Source organism: Labrys sp. 22185, assembly GCF_052045555.1.
Taxonomy (GTDB): domain Bacteria; phylum Pseudomonadota; class Alphaproteobacteria; order Rhizobiales; family Labraceae; genus Labrys; species Labrys neptuniae.
In genome coordinates this window covers 193,583-210,789 of sequence record NZ_JBQEPH010000009.1, presented here as the reverse complement: position 1 = coordinate 210,789, position 17,207 = coordinate 193,583, and the positions used below count along the sequence as shown (strand labels likewise).

Sequence of the window (17,207 nt, the reverse complement as noted above, 5' to 3'; positions counted from 1 at the left end):
CTTCGCATTGACGCAGCTCCGGCAAAGGCGATAGTGGCGAGCATGGACAAGCACAATCCCACCCGACGACCCGTGACCGTCGCCGATGTGGCGCGAGCCGCCCAGGTGTCGAAGGCGACGGCAGCCAGGGCGTTGGGTGGCTATGGCGCCGTGCGTGCGGATCTGAAGGAACGGATCCTGGAAGCTGCGCGGCGGCTCGACTATCGGCCCAACGAACTCGCGCGCACCATGGCGACGGGGCGTTCCGGCACGATCGGGGTGATCGTCGGCGATATCGAGAACCCCTTTTTCGGGCTGGCCGTGCGCGGGATCAGCGACGTTGCGGCCCAGGCGGGCTTCGATGTCATCCTGTCCAATTCCGGCGAGACGCTCGCCACGGAAAAGGCCTCCACCGAAGTCTTCCTCGCCAAGCGCGTCGACGGGCTGATCGTTGCGCCCGCCACGCGCCATGATGGCAGCCATCTTCAGGATGCCCTGGGCCGCGCTTGTCCCCTGGTGCTGCTCGACCGTGACGTGCCGGGGCTGTCGGTGGATGTGGCGCTCGTCGACGACCACAAGGCGGCGCGGGAGGCCACGCAATTGCTCCTCGCCGCGGGGCACCGCCGGCTCGCCTACATTACCGCCACGGCCGCCGCCGATGTGCACTATCGCGGCCCCGAACAGATTCCTCTCACGACCGTGCTCAACCGCATTGCCGGTTTCCTGGAAGCCTCGGATATTGCGGGCCTGACCGAGGCAGAGCGGCAGATACGCCTGGATGCGGCCAAGACGGCTCGCTCGCAGACGATACTTCTGGATCTGTTGCGGGCCCCTGGCCGACCGACCGCCTTGCTGGCATCCGACAGCAAGATTGCACTCGAAGTGTTCCGGGCCGCCCGGGCCCTGGGGCTTCACATTCCCGGCGACCTGTCGCTGGTGAGTTTCGACGATGCCGATTGGACGAGCGCGGTCTCTCCGCTGGTGAGCGTGGTGTCCCAGCCCTCCTACGAACTTGGAGCGGCCGCGGCCCAGATGCTGGTGGCGCGCATCATGGGCGACAAGGCGCCACCACGCAGGCACATCCTCGACACGATCCTGATCCGGCGTGAATCGGTGGCGCCGCCCCGGTCTTGACAAAAGGGGATACCGGGTCGAGTATCGTTAGTATACAAACGAATTTGACCCGCCTTCGGGAGCTCGCTCCATGCCTTCTTATAGTGAGTTTTCCGCGCATAGCGAGTTTGAGGCGCCGGCTCCGGTGGCCTCGCCGGACGGCAAGATCCGCTGCGATGCCTGCCCGGTGATGTGCTACATCAAGCCGGGCATGGCCGGGGCCTGCGACCGCTACGCCAACGACAATGGCACGCTGGTCAGGGTCGATCCGCATATTCTCCTGGAACGCACCGTTTCCGAAGGTGGTGACCTCGTGCCCTTCGGCGGCAGCAAGGGATGGGACGGTTCCCTGGTGCCGAATCCGGAGAAATTCGTCACCGCCATCGGCGCGGGCACCACCTATCCCGACTATAAGCCGGCCCCCTTCATCGTCTCGTCCGAGGTCGAAGGCGTCGACATGGTCACGGTGGTGACCGAGGGCATCTTCTCCTATTGCGGCGTCAAGGTGAAGATCGACACCGATCGCTTCGTCGGCCCCGAGCAGAGCACGGTGCGGGTGAACGGGGAGGCGATCGGCCATGTCACCACCGGCGAATATGGCTCGCAGATGCTGTCGCTGGGCGGCGTGCATCACCTCACCGGCGGCTCGAAGAAGGAGGGGCGCGTCACCTGCGATGCCCTGCTCGATCTGTGCAACCGCAAGCCGGTCGAGATGACCGTCGATGGCGGCGCCACGCTGGTGATCGAGGCCGGCAAGGCACCCGTTGTCAACGGGCAGCTGGAGCAGCGCATGCGGGTGGGATGCGGCTCGGCCACCATCGGCATCTTCGCGCGGCAATGGCTCGGCAAGGCCGACGAGGTGGTGGTGGTCGACGACCACATCACCGGCGTTCTGTCCGAGCACCAGGCCGGCAAGCTGCTCGACATTCCCGATACCGGCATCAAGCTCAAGGGGAGACGCTCCACGCCCGGACGCTATTTCCAGGTGGCAGAACCCGGTACCGGCTGGGGCGGTACCAATATCGACGACCCTCTTGCCATTCTCGGCCCGTTCGATGCCAAGACCGCCTGGCCGGGCCTGCGCCTCTTGATGGTGAGCACGACCGGGGAGCATCACGGCTATTACGAGCTCGACGAGGCGCTCCAGCCGGTGCCGCGGGACCTACCGGCATCGCTGGTGGAGTCGGTGGAGCGCATTGCCGAAAATTGCGAGCCGGCCCTCGCCACGGTGCTGTTCATCGGCGGTGCCGGCGGATCCCTGAGAGCCGGGGTCACCGAAAACCCGGTGCGGCTGACCCGCTCGGTCAAGGACGCCCTGACCTATGTCACCTGCGGCGGCGCGCCCGTCTATGTCTGGCCGGGCGGCGGCATCACCTTCATGGTCGACGTCACCCGCCTGCCCGACAACGCCTTCGGCTATGTGCCGACCCCGGCTCTGGTCGCCCCGATCGAGTTCACCCTGCGGCTCGACGACTATGAGGCGATGGGGGGGCATATGGGACATGTCAGGCCGCTATCGAGCCTGCGCGAGGGGGTCGATCTCGCCCAGCGTGCCGACAATCCCTGGCCTTTCGCGCCGCATGCGGCCCGGAGGTCGCACGGATGAGGGCCGGGCCGCAGGCGGCGTTCCTGAACGATCACAGGCGCCTGCATTTGCAGCATGGCCCGATCGATCTCATCATCGAGGCGCAGGCCGAGCCCGAGGCTGTGCGGGCTGCTTACGCAGCGGCGGCGCAGCGTTTCGAGGGCCTGCTGGAAACGCTCTGCGAGGAACTACCGCTGCTGCGGGCGCCACACACGGCAGGCAGCCTGCTCGCCCGAGGCGTGGTCGCGCGGCGCATGCAGGCCGCGGTCGCCCCCTATGCTGGCAGCCATTTCATCACCCCGATGGCCGCGGTCGCTGGTGCCGTGGCGGACGAGATCCTGGCGGCGATGCGCGCGGTGGCGCCGCTCGACCGCGCCTTCGTCAACAATGGCGGCGACATCGCCCTCTATCTGGCCGAGGGCGAGGATTTCGCCATCGGCCTGGTCGACCGCCCCGACAGGCCGAGCCTGTTCGCCCGCAGCCATGTGCGGGCGGGCGAGGGCATCGGCGGCATCGCTACCTCAGGCTGGCGCGGACGCAGCTTTTCGCTCGGTATCGCCGACGCCGTCACCGTGCTGGCCGGCAATGCCGCGGTAGCCGATGCGGCGGCCACCATCATCGCCAATGCCGTAGACCTGCCTGGCCATTCCGCCATCCAGCGGGTGTCGGCGTCTTCACTGCAGCACGATAGCGATCTCGGCGAACGCCCGGTGACGCGCGCCGTCGGCCCCCTCGCGCATGAGGACATCGTCACGGCCCTGCGGGCAGGGGAGGCGAGGGCTCGCGGTCTCATCGACAGCGGGCTGATCCGTGCCGCTGCCCTCCATCTTGCCGGCGTCACCACGCTGGTGTCGACTGCCAACACTCTGCTGCAACCGAAAGCCGCCTGACATGTCCGAGATCGTCCTGCGCAAGCGCGCCGTCATCGTCGAAGAGATTTTCCACGAAGGCGGTCCCGTGAATGCCGTGCCCCTGAAGCGTGGCGCCATTCTGAGCGTGATCCACAACCCCTTTGCGGGGCGCTATGTCGAGGAGATTGCGCCCTTCATGGAGGAGTTGAAGCCGCTCGGCGTCGAGATGGCCGCCGCCTTGCTGGCGGCGCTTGGCGGCAAGGCCGGGGATGTCCAGGGATACGGCAAGGGAGCCATCGTTGGCGCCGCCGGCGAACTCGAGCATGGCGCGCTCTGGCATGTGCCCGGCGGCTATGCCATGCGCGAGATCCTGGGGGATGCCAAGGCGATCGTGCCGTCGGCCAAGAAGCTCGGCGGACCCGGCACGCGGCTCGACGTGCCCGTCACCCATATCAACGCCTCCTATGTGCGCAGCCATTTCGACGCCATGGAGGTGGGGCTCGCCGATGGACCGAAGGCCGACGAACTCCTGCTCGTCCTGGTGATGACCACGGGCGCACGTATCCACGCCCGCGTCGGCGGCCTCGCGGCCAAGGACGTGAAGGGCGTGGACGGTCTGCGCTGAGGCATCGTCCGGAAATAACTGAAGCGCCACCTTTGTCATGCCCGGGCTTAACCCGGGCATCCAGAAGTCCCGCCTTCGATGTCTGGAAAGGGGCCCTGGATTGCCGGGGCAAGCCAGACAATGACAAAGGTCGAGCCAATTCGATTCACCTGTTGACCGGCGAGACCTAACTCTGCTCCGGAAAGGATCATCATCATGCCAGCCAGCATCCGCAAGCTCGTCACCTTCGTCGAGGAAGTGCGCCGCGAGATGGATCGTCCCGTCGAGCCGCCGGTCAGGCGCGCGGCTGCGATTGCCGTGATCGCCAATCCCTTCGCCGGCCGCTATGTCGAGGATCTCACGCCGCTGATGGAGATCGGTGAGGAGCTCGGCGCCTTGCTGACCGAGCGTGCCGTCGCCGCCCTCGGCATCGAGGGGACAGCAGCCGAGAGTTATGGCAAGGCTGCGGCGGTGGGCGAGAATGGCGAACTCGAACATGCCGCCGCCATCCTGCATCCGAAAATGGGCACGCCGGTGCGCAAGGTGCTCGGCAAGGGCGCGGCCCTGATCCCGTCGGCCAAGAAGCGCTGCGGCCTCGGCGGCGTGCTCGACGTGCCGCTCGGCCACAAGGACGCGGCCTATGTGCGCAGCCATTTCGATGCCATGGAAGTGCGCGTTCCCGACGCGCCGCGCGCCGACGAGATCCTGGTTGCGATCGTCGTCACTGACAGTGGGCGTCCTTTGCCGCGTGTCGGCGGCCTGACCAAGGCCGAGATCAAGGGCGAGGATGGTTTGCGGTAGGGGGGCGGCAAGCGACACGGCTGTGACGTCCGCGGTCCCAGACGCGGTGTTTCCCAAGCCCCGCATGACAGCCTTGACGCCGCCTCGCCCGATCTGTTCCCTGGGGCATTGCCGACGGCTCTGCTTCGGCCGACGGTCCGGCGCAGGCAGCGACAGGGAGCTTCGAGGATGCGGTTTTCACTCCGGCCGATGCTTGCCGGTCTTGCCTTTGTGCTGGTCGGGTGCACGGCTCTCTCCGCTCCCGCTTGGGCGGACAAGCGCATCGCCCTGGTGATCGGCAATTCGGCCTATCGCAACACCGTGCCGCTGCCCAATCCCCGCAACGATGCCACGGACGTCGCCAAGGCCCTGAAGGCGGTCGGCTTTACGGTGGTCGAAGGCTATGACCTCGACAAGCACGGCATGGACGATGCCTTCAGGCGTTTCGCCAATGAGGCCGACGGCGCCGACGCGGCGCTGTTCTATTATGGCGGCCACGGTTTCCAGTTCCAGGGCTCGAACTATCTGATGCCCGTCGATGCCAAGCTGACCGGCGTCGGCGATGTCAATTACGAGATGGCGCGGGTCGACGACATCCTCAACGACCTGCAGCGCGCCAACGGCGTGCGCATCGTCATGCTCGATGCCTGCCGCGACAATCCCCTGGCCCAGCAGCTCTTGTCCAAGGCGAGTCCGACGCGTTCGATCGGCATCAGCCGCGGCCTCGCGCGGATCCAGCAGACGGCGGGCAGCGTGATCGCCTATTCCACCCAGCCCGGTGCCGTCGCGGCCGATGGCGGCGGCCGCAACAGCCCGTTTGCCGCGGCCTTTCTGGGGGAGGTCGGCAAGCCCGGGGTCGAGATCGGTGCCTTGTTCCGCCGTGTCGCCGCCAATGTCTACAAGGCCACCAATGAGCGGCAACTGCCCGAGGTGACCTTCTCGCTGCTCGGCGATTTCTATTTCGCGGGCGGCGCTGCGGCGCCCACCCCGCTGCCGCCTGTATTGCCCACGCCCGCACCACAGACGCCCGCACCCGCGCCGCTCGACGCTGCTGCCCAGGCTGCGGTGGAAGGATGCGACAAGATGGCGGCTTCGCCGCAGGACATCGACCGCCCCTCCGGCGTGCCCGGTGTCGAGTTCAACCGCATCCAGCCCCGGCTGGCCGTCGAAGCCTGCCGGGCGGCCCTGGCGGCCGCTCCCGAGGATCGGCGCGTGCAGTTCCAGCTGGCGCGGGCGCTCGATGTGGCCGGCAGCGATGCCGAGGCGCGTGCGCTGCTGACCAAGGCCGCCGCCACGGGCTCGGTCTCGGCCATGTCGGACCTGGCCCTGATGCTGGAGACGGGCGAGGGCGGCCCCGTGGATCTGCCGCGTGCCGTGGCCCTGTTCGACCAGGCCGCGGCGGCCGGCAATATCTCGGCCATGCGCAATATCGCCATCGAGTTCGAGAATGGTACCGGCCGCCCGCGCGATGCCGTGCAGGCGGCGCAATGGTACCGGAAGGCCGCCGACACCGGCGATCCGCAGGCGATGGGCTTCCTGGCCGTGCTCTATCTGCAGGGCACGGGCGTGCCCAAGAATGCTGGAGAGGCGCGCCAATGGATCGACAAGCTCGTCGAGACCGAGCACACCCAGACCATGCTGCGGGTCGGCTATGTGCTGCTCGGCCAGACTGGCGCGGTGAAGGATTTCGCCACGGCCCGCAAGCTGTTCCAGCGTGCGGCCGAACTGGGCGATGGCGACGGCAACGTCATGCTCGGGAACATGGCGGCCAACGGCATTGGCGGGCCGCGCGATTTCGGCAGGGCCACGGATTTCTTCGAGAGGGCCGCGGCGATCGGCAACCTCAATGCCAAGGCCAGCCTGATACCGTTCCTGATGGCGGGGGCTGGTGGCATCAAGCGCGATCCCGGCAAGGCGGCCGATTACGGCCTGGAAGCCTTGAGGGGCGGCTCGCCGGTGGCCCGCGGTCTCCTGATCGACAAGGCCTCGACCTCGCTTACGCCGCAGCTGCGCAAGGCCGTCGAGCAGCGGCTGGCCAAGGCCGGCCTGCTCAATCGCGCCCCGGACGGCAGCTACGGGGCCGACACGTTGGCAGCCCTGCAGGCCTTCGTGCTGGCGAAATAGGCCTCTTCGATGGCAGATAGGGCCTGTTTCTGACGATACAGGCAGGAATCGCAGGTCATGTCATCAACAGGACAGCAATCCCCAACAGGAACTGTCCCATGCGTCTGCGTCTTGCCCTAGCCGCCCTCATCGCGAGCGCCACCCCGGTCCTGGCCGCCGACCTCGGCTATACCACCGCCGAGCCGATCGCCCCGGTGGTGCCCTATAGCTGGACCGGCTTCTATGTCGGTGCCCATGCCGGGGCCGTGTTCGGCAATGCCAGGATCAGTGCCGACACCGGCGGCTATCGTCAGAATTTCAACGACGTCGGTTTCATCGGCGGCCTGCATGCCGGCTACAATTACCAGTTCGAGAACAATGTGGTGGTCGGGCTGGAAGGCGACATCGACTACACCTCCCTGTCGAAGACGCGCCACAGCGTCGCCGGTGCCGTCCCTTATAGCGTCCGCTTCAAGAGCGACTGGCAGGGCTCGATCCGCGGGCGGGTCGGCTATGCCTTCGACCGCTTCCTGCCTTATCTGACCGCCGGCGTCGCCTTCGCCAACCAGAAATACAACGTCAACGCTCCCGGCCTCGGGGCTTTTTCGGCCAGTACCACCCGGGCCGGCTGGACCGTCGGCGCCGGCCTCGAATATGCGCTCAACGACAATTGGTCGGTGCGCGGCGAGGTGCGCTACAGCGATTTCGGCAAATGGCGGATCCGGGCGGCCAATCCAGGCAAGGTCCGTTTCCACGAGACCACGGCCCTGCTCGGCGTGAGCTACAAATTCTGAAGGCGAGGGGCCGGGCGGGTGACGATCGTGGCGTGGTCCCACCATGGATTGCGGTGGATCCGATAATCAACCACCTCAAGGCCGGCCTCTTCCAGTTCCGCCAGGAGGGCGGACAGCGGCCTCAGAGTGCGCGTGGGAACACCGTCGTCGACGAGGCACTGACGCTTGGCATCATAGCGGGCGCGGGCCTCGGGCGAATGCGGCGGGCCGCACATGGTACTGGCGATGAAGATGCCGTCAGGCTGCAGAATGCGGCGCAGCTCTGCCAGGCAAAGGCTGCGATCCGCGCCGATCAGGCAGTGCAGGCAGGCGCCGTCGAAGACCAAAGCGAAAGATGCCGTGTCGAAATCGGGCATGGTGCGCACATCACCCCGGATGAAATGGCCAGCAAGCCCGGCGGCCTCGAAGGTTTCATGGGCCCAGTCGATGGCCGTTGGCGAGATATCGATGCCGTGCACCCGATAGCCGCGTTCGGCCAGCAGCAGGGCTGCCATGGCGGCATTGCCGCAGCCGAGTTCGAGGGCAGGGCACGGGGCAGGCGGCAGGAGATCGGATCGATGGAGGTCGTCCAACATCGCAGCGAGCTTCAGCCGGTTGCCGGCATGACAATCTCCGGCCCAACCCGGCAGGCCGGCGGCGCGCAGGTCCCGGTATCGTTTCTCGTAGTCCTGCATGCTTACCCGGAGGCTCGACCTTCAATCGTGTTTACGTCAAACTTCGCGCTGACCTCAGGGAAGCAAGCGTGAGTCTGGGGGAATCATGAAGAGCACTCGTGGTCTGATTGCCATCACATTCATCGCGACCCTGGGGATTCTTGCAACCAGTCCGGGCGGTTCCGCGTACGCCGCCGGCACTTGCGAGCATCGGGCCGCACCGGCCGGGGTCAGCGGCAAACGGGTGGCTGTCATCGTCGGCAATGGCGGCTATGGCAACGGCATCCCGGCCCTGCTCAATCCGGCCAGGGACGCCGAGGCTGTCGCCAAGGCGATGGGGGCGCTCGGCTTCGAAATCTTCCTGGCCGGTGATGCCGACAGCGCGGGCCTGCAGAACTGCCTCGCCACCGCCTATGCCGGCGCGGTCGGGGCCGATGTGGCGATGTTCTATTATTCCGGCCACGGCATCCAGATCAAAGACGAGAACTATCTGGTGGCCACCGATGCTACCTCGAAGGATCTCCAGCATGGCTTCGTGCCGGTGCAGCCGATCGTCGACACCCTGCAGAAGGGCGCCAAGGCGACCCTGGTCTTCCTCGATGCCTGCCGCAACAATCCGATGGCGGAAGGCGGCCAGGCCGGGCTTTCGGTCTCGACCGGGCGCGGCCTCGCGCGTGTCGAGGGGGCTGGGGCGACGGCAGCTCCGGGCACCGTGCAGGCGCGTGGGCTGATGGTAGCCTATGCCACCTCGCCCAATGCGGTGGCGCTCGATGGCAAGGGCGAGCTCAGTCCCTTCACCGGCGCCTTCGTCAAGGCAGTCGGCACCTCTGGCTATTCGATCCAGCGCATCATGAGCGACGTCACCAAGGCGGTGGGCGAGGAGACCGACTGGGCCCAGACGCCCTGGATGAAATCCTCCCTGACCGACGAGCTCAAGCTCGGCGGTGGCCAGACCCTGGCCGAGGCCCAGTCCGTCTCCAACAATCATGCCACCCGTTCGCTGGAACTGCTCTACCAGGACAGTAACAAGCAGGCGGCGATCATCGAGGCGCTGAAGGGACTGCCCTCCCAGTCGGACGATACTGCGCTGAAGCGCTTTCCCAAGGCCTATCTGGCACTCTACACCGCCGTTCAGAGCCGCCAGATCAAGCTGCCCGTCGACACGGGCAAGACCATCCTCTGGACTGCCGTCTCGCCGCTGGACCGCGTTGGCCTCCTGGCGTCCAGTGCCGACTACCAGTCCGGCGAACTCGATTTGTGGTCGACGGACAAGGGCAAGATCGTGGCGAGGCTGGCTCTTGAGACGGGCGCCCGCAATCTGCTGTTCAGCCCACACGGCAAGTTCCTCGCCGTGAGCTCCTCCGGCAAGGTCTCGGTCTTGAACGGGCTTGATGGCACCAAGCTGTTCGACCTGCCGCGCGAAGGCGCGGTCTCCATGATGGATTTCAGTCCGGACGAGAGCCGTCTGCTGCTGGCGGGCGACAATTCCGGGTTCCTGACGGTCATTGACGTCGCCACGGGCAAGCCCATGATCCGGATCAAGGAAAGCGCGCTTGGCCTTGGCAAGGTCAACGCCTCGAAAGTGACTTCCGCCGTCTTCGGCGGCAACGATGCGATCTGCCTCAGGCTTCAGGCCGACCTGATCCGTGTGCAGAAGGCACCCGGCGGGAATGCGGTGGCGATCTTCGATCTGCGCGAGAGCCGCACCACCCATCTGCGCTCGATCGATGCGTCCATTGAGCGCGTGTTGTGCGATCCCACACGCAAATATCTGATCGGCGCTTCTTCCATCGGCTTGGGCGATGGGCTCCTGGAGATCTGGGATCTCGCCCGCGATGAGATGACCGAAGTCAAGACGACGAACGAGAAGGTCGACGGGCTCGATCCAAGCGGGCGCTATGTCGGGACGACTGATCTGAGCGGGCGCAAGGGCGGCTTTGTGTATGAACTCGCCACCGGCAGGAAGGTGAGCCTTGCCGCCATTCCTGACGGGTTCCAGAATTCCGGGCCCCTCGTCTACAATATGTCGGGCGGGGTCGTCGGCCTGGACATGACCTCGAATCCCTGGCGCGACTGGCCTGATGAGAGCCTGTTCGGACCAAGCCTGGTGCAGAAGGCCGAGGCGGGATTGACTCCGCCGCAACGCCAGGAAGTCGCACGCGACCGGATCACCTTTGCCGAGGTTGCCACCGCACCGTAGAGCAGCGTTGGCGTGGACCTTGTGTCGATTTCAGCTAGGCTTCCTGCGGAAGCGGCCATTTGTTTTCGGGGTGACACCAGGAGGCAGCGTGGAAAACGACATTTACACCACGGCCCTGCTCGCTCTGGGTGGCCTGTTCATAGGCCTGGGGTTGGTGATTGCCATTCTGTGGGGTTCGGCGGCCTGGGAGAGGCGGCGCCTTTCCAGACGGCGCCGCTTGCGCCCGCTCTCTTTCGCTTTTGCGGCATCGGAGTGGGACGCCAGCGACACCGATGCTCCGGTCGGTAGCGGGGATGGCCATGGCGGCTGCGGGCATGGCGACGGAGGGCATTGAGGCAATTGTGCTGGGATCCGCGCTAGCGACGGCCAAGCCGGTCCTGCGCCTGCCTGGGGTGGTGGGTTTCGAGCCATGGCCATGGAGGCTGCGACGCGCTGCGTCATCGGGGTCTAAGAGGAACTGGGGTGGCAGGAGATCGTCCATGTCATCCACCCCGCAACCAGGCCTCCATTGCTGAGACCAGAAGGCTCGGTTCGGAGCGGTGGGGCTCGACCGAGTTGCCCCCGCCCTACAGCGGTACCCTCTGCGAGCTCTACGGGCAGCGGCGCGGATAGGGGTTCTGGCGCGCGGGGGGCAGGAACAAACTTCGCGCTCAAAGGTTTCATTTTTTTACGATCATATCTTGACGTTAACGTAAACTGAATATATCTCCCGGTCATCTGCAAAGCAGGGGTCTCCGATGTCACTGAGCGAGATGGCATTCGCCGAAGAAGCAACCGACCCGCGCAAGGGTGGACAGCGCAAGGACCAGTTCACCATCCACGAATTGGTCACCGAATTCGAGGTGACCTCGCGTACCCTGCGTTTCTATGAAGAGAAGGGCCTGCTGATCCCCACCAGGCGGGGGCAGGAGCGCATCTATTCCCGTCGCGATCGCGCACGCCTCAAGCTCGTCCTGATGGGCAAGAGCGTCGGATTCTCGCTCGAGGAGGTCAAGTCGATGCTCGACCTCTACGATCTTGGCGATGGCCAGGCCACGCAGCTGCGCGTCGCTCTCGAGCGGTTCGAGGAGAAGCTCGCCGAGCTCGACCGCCGCCGCCGCGACATCGACCACGCCTATGCCGAACTCAGCCATGCGCGCGACATCGTGCGCGGTCGTCTCGGCCGCCAGCAGAAATAATTCAACAGGAGCAGACCGATGCCCAGCTACAAGGCTCCCGTGGAGGATGTGATGTTCCTCCTCAACGACGTGCTCGACATCAACAAATACAACAATCTCCCCGGCTTCGAGGACGTCTCGCCCGAGACCGTGGGCGCTATTCTCGGCGAAGGCGCCAAGATGTGCGAGGAGTTGCTGCAGCCTCTCAATGCCAGCGGCGACCGTGAAGGCTGCATCCGTTCCGACGACGGCACGGTGACGACGCCGGATGGTTTCAAGCCGGCCTACCAGGCCTACCGCGAAGGCGGCTGGGTCGGCTTGCCGGCCCCGGCGGAATATGGCGGCGCCGGACTGCCGGCGGTGCTCAACTCGGTCATGCAGGAATTCGTCTCGGGCGCCAATCTGGCTTTCGGCATGTATCCGGGCCTGACCCAGGGCGCCATCGCGGCTTTGCTCGAGCATGGCAGCGACGCGCAGAAGCAGACCTATCTGCCCAAGATGATAGCCGGCGAATGGACCGGCACCATGAATCTCACCGAGCCGCATTGCGGCACTGATCTCGGCCTGATCCGCACCAAGGCCGTGCCCGCCGGCGATGGCTCCTACAAGATCTCCGGTACCAAGATCTTCATCTCCGCCGGCGAGCATGACCTCGCCGACAATATCGTGCATCTGGTGCTCGCCCGCATCGAGGGCGCGCCGGCGGGTACCAAGGGCATCTCGCTGTTCGTCTGCCCGAAACGTCTCGTCAATGCCGACGGCTCCCTCGGCGCCGGCAACAAGGTCTCCTGCGGCAAGATCGAGGAGAAGATGGGCATTCACGCCAATGCGACCTGCGTGATGAACTACGAAGAGGCGACCGGCTATCTTGTCGGTGTCGAGAACAAGGGCCTCGCCGCCATGTTCGTGATGATGAACGAGGCGCGGCTGGCCGTCGGCATGCAGGGCCTGGCGCTCGGCGAGGTCGCCACCCAGAATGCCGCGGTCTATGCCCGCGAACGCCTGCAGGGCCGGGCGCTCACCGGTGCCAAGGAGGCCGACAAGGCGGCCGATCCGATCATCGTGCATCCCGATGTCCGCCGCACCCTGATGACGGCCCGCGCCCTCAACGAAGGCGGCCGCGCTCTGGCGCTCGCCACCGCGCTGCAGGCCGATATCCATCGCCGTTCGCCCGATGCGCCCGCCCGCCAGGCCGCCGACGATCGTCTCGGCCTGCTGACCCCGATCGTCAAGGCCATCCTCACCGAAAACGGCCTGCAGAATGCGATCAATAGCCAGCAAATGTTCGGCGGCCACGGCTATATCGCGGAGGTCGGTGTCGAACAGTTCGTGCGCGACGCCCGCATCACCCTGATCTATGAAGGCGCCAACGGCATCCAGGCCCTCGACCTCGTCGGCCGCAAACTGCCGCGTGACGGCGGCCGTGCCATGATGGCCTATCTCGGGGAATTGAACGGTTTCCTCAAGGCCCATGAGGCGGACGAGGCCCTCAAGCCCTATATTGCGCCCCTGAAGGCTTCGGCCGGCCATCTGCAGCAGGCAACGATGTGGCTGATGCAGAATGCCCTGGCCAAGCCGGACAATGCCGGCGCGGCCTCGACCGACTATCTCCATCTCTTCGGCCTGGTGGCGCTCGGCTATATGTGGGCGCAGATGGCCAAGGCAGCGTTGGCAATGGGAGAGAGCGATTTTGCCAAGAACAAGCTGATTACGGCGAAATTCTTTGCCGATCGGTTGCTGCCGGAAACCGGACTGCGCCTTGCCCGCGTCACCGCCGGTGCCGGCGACGTTATGGCCCTGTCGGCCGAGGCGTTTTGATCGGAGCGCGGGCATCTTGTCCGCCCTTGCAGGCCAGATAATCTGATGGGGAAGAGCGGACAGGATGTCCGCGCTCCCAGGGAGAGACCCAATGAGCGAAGCCTTCATCTACGACGCCGTGCGCACACCGCGCGGCAAGGGCAAGGCAGACGGCGCCCTGCACGAGGTCACCAGCCTGTCGCTGGCGAGCCAGACGCTGCGGGCGGTGGCCAAGCGCAACGAACTCCCCGAGAATGCGGTTGAGGACGTCATCCTCGGCTGCGTCGATCCGATCGGCGAGGCCGGTGGCGACATCGCCCGCATCGCCGCGCTGCATGCCGGTCTCGGCGAGAAGGTGCCGGGCGTGCAGATCAACCGTTTCTGCGCCTCGGGCCTGGATGCGGTAAACCTGGCGGCCGGCCAGATCGCCGGGGGCCAGAAGGACCTCGTCGTCGCCGGCGGCGTCGAGAGCATGTCGCGCATCGGCATGATGGCCTCGGGCGGCGCCTGGGCGCTCGATCCCTCCAGCGCGGTGCCGACCTGGTTCATGCCCCAGGGCATTTCCGCCGACCTGATCGCCACCAAATATGGCTTCTCGCGGGACGATGTCGACGGCTATGCGGTTGAGTCGCAGCGCCGCACCGCCCAGTCCTGGAGCGAGGGGCGCTTCGCCAAGTCCGTCATCGCCGTCAAGGATATCAACGGCCTGACCATCCTGGACAAGGACGAGCATATGCGCCCTGCTACCACCATGCAGTCCCTGGCCGCCCTCAACGCCTCTTTCGTGCAGATGGGCGAGATGGGCGGCTTTGACGCCGTCGCGGTGCAGTCGCATCCGGAGGTCGAGAAGGTCAGCCACGTCCACCACGCCGGCAACTCCTCCGGCATCGTCGACGGCGCTTCCGCCGTGCTGATCGGTTCGGCCGAGGCCGGCAAGCGCTTCGGCCTCAAGCCGCGGGCCCGCCTTCGGGCGGCGGCCTCGATCGGTTCGGATACCGCCCTGATGCTGACCGGCCCCGTCGACGTCACCGAGCTTCTGCTGCGCAAGGCCGGCATGAGCAAGGCGGACATCGATCTGTTCGAGATCAACGAGGCCTTTTCCTCGGTGGTGCTGCGCTACATGCAGGCCTTCGATCTCGATCCGGCCAAGGTCAATCCCTGCGGCGGCGCGATCGCCATGGGTCATCCGCTCGGCGCCACCGGCGCGATGATCCTGGGCACCGCCCTCGACGAACTCGAGCGTACCGGCAAGTCGACCGCCCTGATCACGCTGTGCGTAGCTGCCGGCATGGGTGCCGCCACCATCATCGAGAGGATCTGAGATGAACAATTTCCGCTTCGATGTCGACAGCGACGGCATCGCCCTCGCCACCTGGGACATGCCGGGCCGCTCGATGAACGTCATCACCGTGGAGGTGATGGAAGAACTCGGCCAGATTCTCAAGCGCGTGACTTCCGATGCCGCCATCAAGGGCTGCGTCATCGCCTCGGGCAAGGACGCCTTTTCCGGCGGCGCCGATCTCACCATGCTCGAGGGCATGGGCCAGCGTTACGCCAAGGCGCGGGCCGAGCTCGGCGAGGACAAGGCGATGGAGACCTTCTTCGCCGAGAGCCGTTTCCTCTCCCAGCTCTATCGCCGCATCGAAACCGCAGGCAAGCCCTTCGCCGCCGCGATCAACGGCGTCTGCCTGGGTGGCGCTTTCGAACTCACCCTGGCCTGCCATTACCGCATCGGTGCCTCCGACAATGACAAGGCCCGCGTTGGCCTGCCCGAAGTCAAGGTCGGCCTGTTTCCCGGCGCGGGCGGCACCACGCGCGTCTCCCGTCTGATGAAGCCGGACCAGGCCCTGCAGATGCTGCTCAAGGGCGACCAGCTGCGCATCGGCCAGGCTCAGAAGATGGGCCTGCTGCACGCCGTCGCCCCGCGCGAGGAGCTGGTTGCCAAGGCCAAGGAATGGATCAGGGACGGCGGCTCGCCCGTCGCCCCCTGGGATGTCGAAGGCTTCCGCCTGCCCGCAGGCCCGGTCTATTCCAAGGCCGGCATGATGGTGTTCCCACCGGCCAACGCACTCTATCGCCGCGAGACCTACGACAATTATCCCGCCGCCCGCGCCATCCTGCAGACGGTGTATGAGGGCCTCCAGCTGCCCTTCGATCGGGCGCTGACGGTGGAATCGCGCTATTTCGCCCATGTGCTGCGCTCGACCGAGGCGCGCTCGATGATCCGTACCCTGTTCGTCTCCATGCAGGAGCTCAATAAGGGCGCGCGCCGTCCGGCCCTGCCGCCGTCCAGCCTCAAGCGCGTCGGCGTGGTCGGCGCCGGCTTCATGGGCGCGGGCATTGCCTATGTCTCGGCGCTGGCCGGGCTCGAGGTGGTGCTGGTCGATCGCGACCAGGAAGCCGCCGACAAGGGCAAGGCCCATTCCGACGGTCTGATCACCGGCCAGATCAAGAAGGGCCGCGCCTCGATGGCGGACAAGGAAGCCCTGCTCGGCCGCATCACCGCTACCGCCGACTTCGGCGCACTGGCCGGCGTCGACCTCATCGTCGAGGCCGTGTTCGAGGATCGCGCCGTCAAGGCCGAGGTGATCAAGAAGATCGAGGCGGTGATCGGCGAAGGCACCATCTTCGCCTCGAACACCTCGACGCTGCCGATCACCTCGCTCGCCGGGAATTCGGCCCGACCCGAGCAGTTCATCGGCGTGCATTTCTTCTCGCCGGTCGACAAGATGCTGCTGGTCGAGGTGATCAAGGGCGCCAAGACCGGCGACAAGGCTATCGCCGTGGCGCTCGACTTCGTGCGCGCCATCCGGAAGACGCCGATCCTGGTCAATGACGGCCGCGGCTTCTTCGCCAATCGCTGCGTGCTAAACTATATCCGCGAAGGCCATCTGATGCTGGGCGAGGGCGTGCCGCCGGCGATGATCGAGAATGTCGCCCGGGCCGCCGGCATGCCGGTCGGGCCGCTCTCGCTCAATGACGAGGTCGCGATCGACCTGGCCTGGAAGATCCTGCAGGCCACCAAGAAGGACCTTGGCGAGGCCGCCGTCGATCCGGCGCAGGAAAAGCTGCTCGACGCCCTGCTCAACCAGCATGGCCGCCTCGGCCGCAAGAACGGCAAGGGCTTCTACGACTATCCGGCCGGCGCCTCCAAGCGGCTATGGCCGGGCCTGTCGGACCTCCAGGCGGTGAAGCTCGATCCCGATACCATCGACCAGAAGACGCTGAAGCACCGTTTCCTGGTGGTCCAGGCGCTGGAAGCGGCCCGCACGGTGGAGGACGGCATCATCACCGACATGCGCGAAGCGGATGTCGGCTCCATCCTCGGCTTCGGCTTCGCGCCCTTCACGGGGGGAGCCCTGTCCTATATCGACGGCATGGGCAGCAAGGCCTTCGTGGCTCTGTGCGACAAGCTCGCAGCCGCCTATGGCCCGCGCTTTGCGCCCAACCAGCTGCTGCGCGACATGGCCGTCAAGGACGAGCGTTTCTATCAGCGCTTCAAGCCTGAAAAGAAGGCGGCGTAAGGTTGTGGGGAGTGTCGACCAGGAGTCCGTGCTTCGGAGCGCGGACTTCCAGTCCGCATCTTTGAAC

14 protein-coding genes are annotated in these 17,207 nt (G+C 66.0%); 13 read left to right on the top strand and 1 reads right to left on the bottom strand.

Annotated features, from left to right (window positions below; all coding sequences use genetic code 11):
• The first annotated feature begins 42 nt into the window (after nt 1-42).
• From ACTJKX_RS19425 to ACTJKX_RS19395, 7 genes are all read left to right on the top strand, one after another.
• Complete coding sequence (locus ACTJKX_RS19425; protein ID WP_440726194.1) at nt 43-1,113, top strand: LacI family DNA-binding transcriptional regulator; 1,071 nt, start codon at nt 43-45, stop codon at nt 1,111-1,113.
• Nucleotides 1,114-1,282: 169 nt separating this feature from the next.
• Nucleotides 1,283-2,698, top strand: coding sequence for a 6-hydroxynicotinate reductase (locus ACTJKX_RS19420; RefSeq protein ID WP_394313935.1), 1,416 nt, complete (start codon nt 1,283-1,285; stop codon nt 2,696-2,698).
• Nucleotides 2,695-3,567: a UPF0280 family protein gene (locus tag ACTJKX_RS19415; protein WP_440726193.1), complete on the top strand. Its 873-nt coding sequence runs from the start codon at nt 2,695-2,697 to the stop codon at nt 3,565-3,567. The genes ACTJKX_RS19420 and ACTJKX_RS19415 overlap by 4 nt, the downstream gene beginning before the upstream one ends.
• Before the next feature lies 1 nt (nt 3,568).
• Complete coding sequence (locus tag ACTJKX_RS19410) at nt 3,569-4,153, top strand: amino acid synthesis family protein (RefSeq protein WP_394313857.1); 585 nt, start codon at nt 3,569-3,571, stop codon at nt 4,151-4,153.
• 195 nt (nt 4,154-4,348) lie between these two features.
• Complete coding sequence (locus ACTJKX_RS19405) at nt 4,349-4,933, top strand: amino acid synthesis family protein (RefSeq protein ID WP_440726192.1); 585 nt, start codon at nt 4,349-4,351, stop codon at nt 4,931-4,933.
• 168 nt (nt 4,934-5,101) lie between these two features.
• On the top strand, nt 5,102-7,036 hold the full coding sequence (locus ACTJKX_RS19400) for a caspase family protein (protein WP_440726191.1): 1,935 nt from the start codon (nt 5,102-5,104) through the stop codon (nt 7,034-7,036).
• 98 nt (nt 7,037-7,134) lie between these two features.
• The gene (locus tag ACTJKX_RS19395) at nt 7,135-7,809 is read left to right on the top strand and encodes an outer membrane protein (protein ID WP_311940940.1); all 675 of its coding nucleotides are present in this window, start codon (nt 7,135-7,137) and stop codon (nt 7,807-7,809) included.
• On the opposite strand, the gene ACTJKX_RS19390 is transcribed toward ACTJKX_RS19395, so the two are convergent.
• The gene (locus ACTJKX_RS19390; protein ID WP_394313864.1) at nt 7,797-8,483 is read right to left on the bottom strand and encodes a class I SAM-dependent methyltransferase; all 687 of its coding nucleotides are present in this window, start codon (nt 8,481-8,483) and stop codon (nt 7,797-7,799) included. The genes ACTJKX_RS19395 and ACTJKX_RS19390 overlap by 13 nt on opposite strands.
• Before the next feature lie 85 nt (nt 8,484-8,568).
• Here ACTJKX_RS19390 and ACTJKX_RS19385 point away from each other — a divergent pair, with 85 nt between their 5' ends.
• The 6 genes from ACTJKX_RS19385 (at nt 8,569) to ACTJKX_RS19360 (ending at nt 17,140) form a co-directional block, all read left to right on the top strand.
• Complete coding sequence (locus ACTJKX_RS19385; RefSeq protein ID WP_440726190.1) at nt 8,569-10,662, top strand: caspase family protein; 2,094 nt, start codon at nt 8,569-8,571, stop codon at nt 10,660-10,662.
• Nucleotides 10,663-10,750: 88 nt separating this feature from the next.
• Nucleotides 10,751-10,996, top strand: coding sequence for a hypothetical protein (locus ACTJKX_RS19380; RefSeq protein WP_394313867.1), 246 nt, complete (start codon nt 10,751-10,753; stop codon nt 10,994-10,996).
• 403 nt (nt 10,997-11,399) lie between these two features.
• The gene (locus tag ACTJKX_RS19375) at nt 11,400-11,840 is read left to right on the top strand and encodes a MerR family transcriptional regulator (protein WP_394313869.1); all 441 of its coding nucleotides are present in this window, start codon (nt 11,400-11,402) and stop codon (nt 11,838-11,840) included.
• Nucleotides 11,841-11,858: 18 nt separating this feature from the next.
• Nucleotides 11,859-13,637, top strand: coding sequence for an acyl-CoA dehydrogenase C-terminal domain-containing protein (locus ACTJKX_RS19370; protein ID WP_415080270.1), 1,779 nt, complete (start codon nt 11,859-11,861; stop codon nt 13,635-13,637).
• A gap of 91 nt (nt 13,638-13,728) precedes the next feature.
• Nucleotides 13,729-14,937, top strand: coding sequence for an acetyl-CoA C-acetyltransferase (locus tag ACTJKX_RS19365; protein ID WP_149253743.1), 1,209 nt, complete (start codon nt 13,729-13,731; stop codon nt 14,935-14,937).
• Between the two features lies 1 nt (nt 14,938).
• On the top strand, nt 14,939-17,140 hold the full coding sequence (locus ACTJKX_RS19360; protein WP_440726189.1) for an FAD-dependent oxidoreductase: 2,202 nt from the start codon (nt 14,939-14,941) through the stop codon (nt 17,138-17,140).
• The last annotated feature ends 67 nt before the right edge of the window (nt 17,141-17,207 follow it).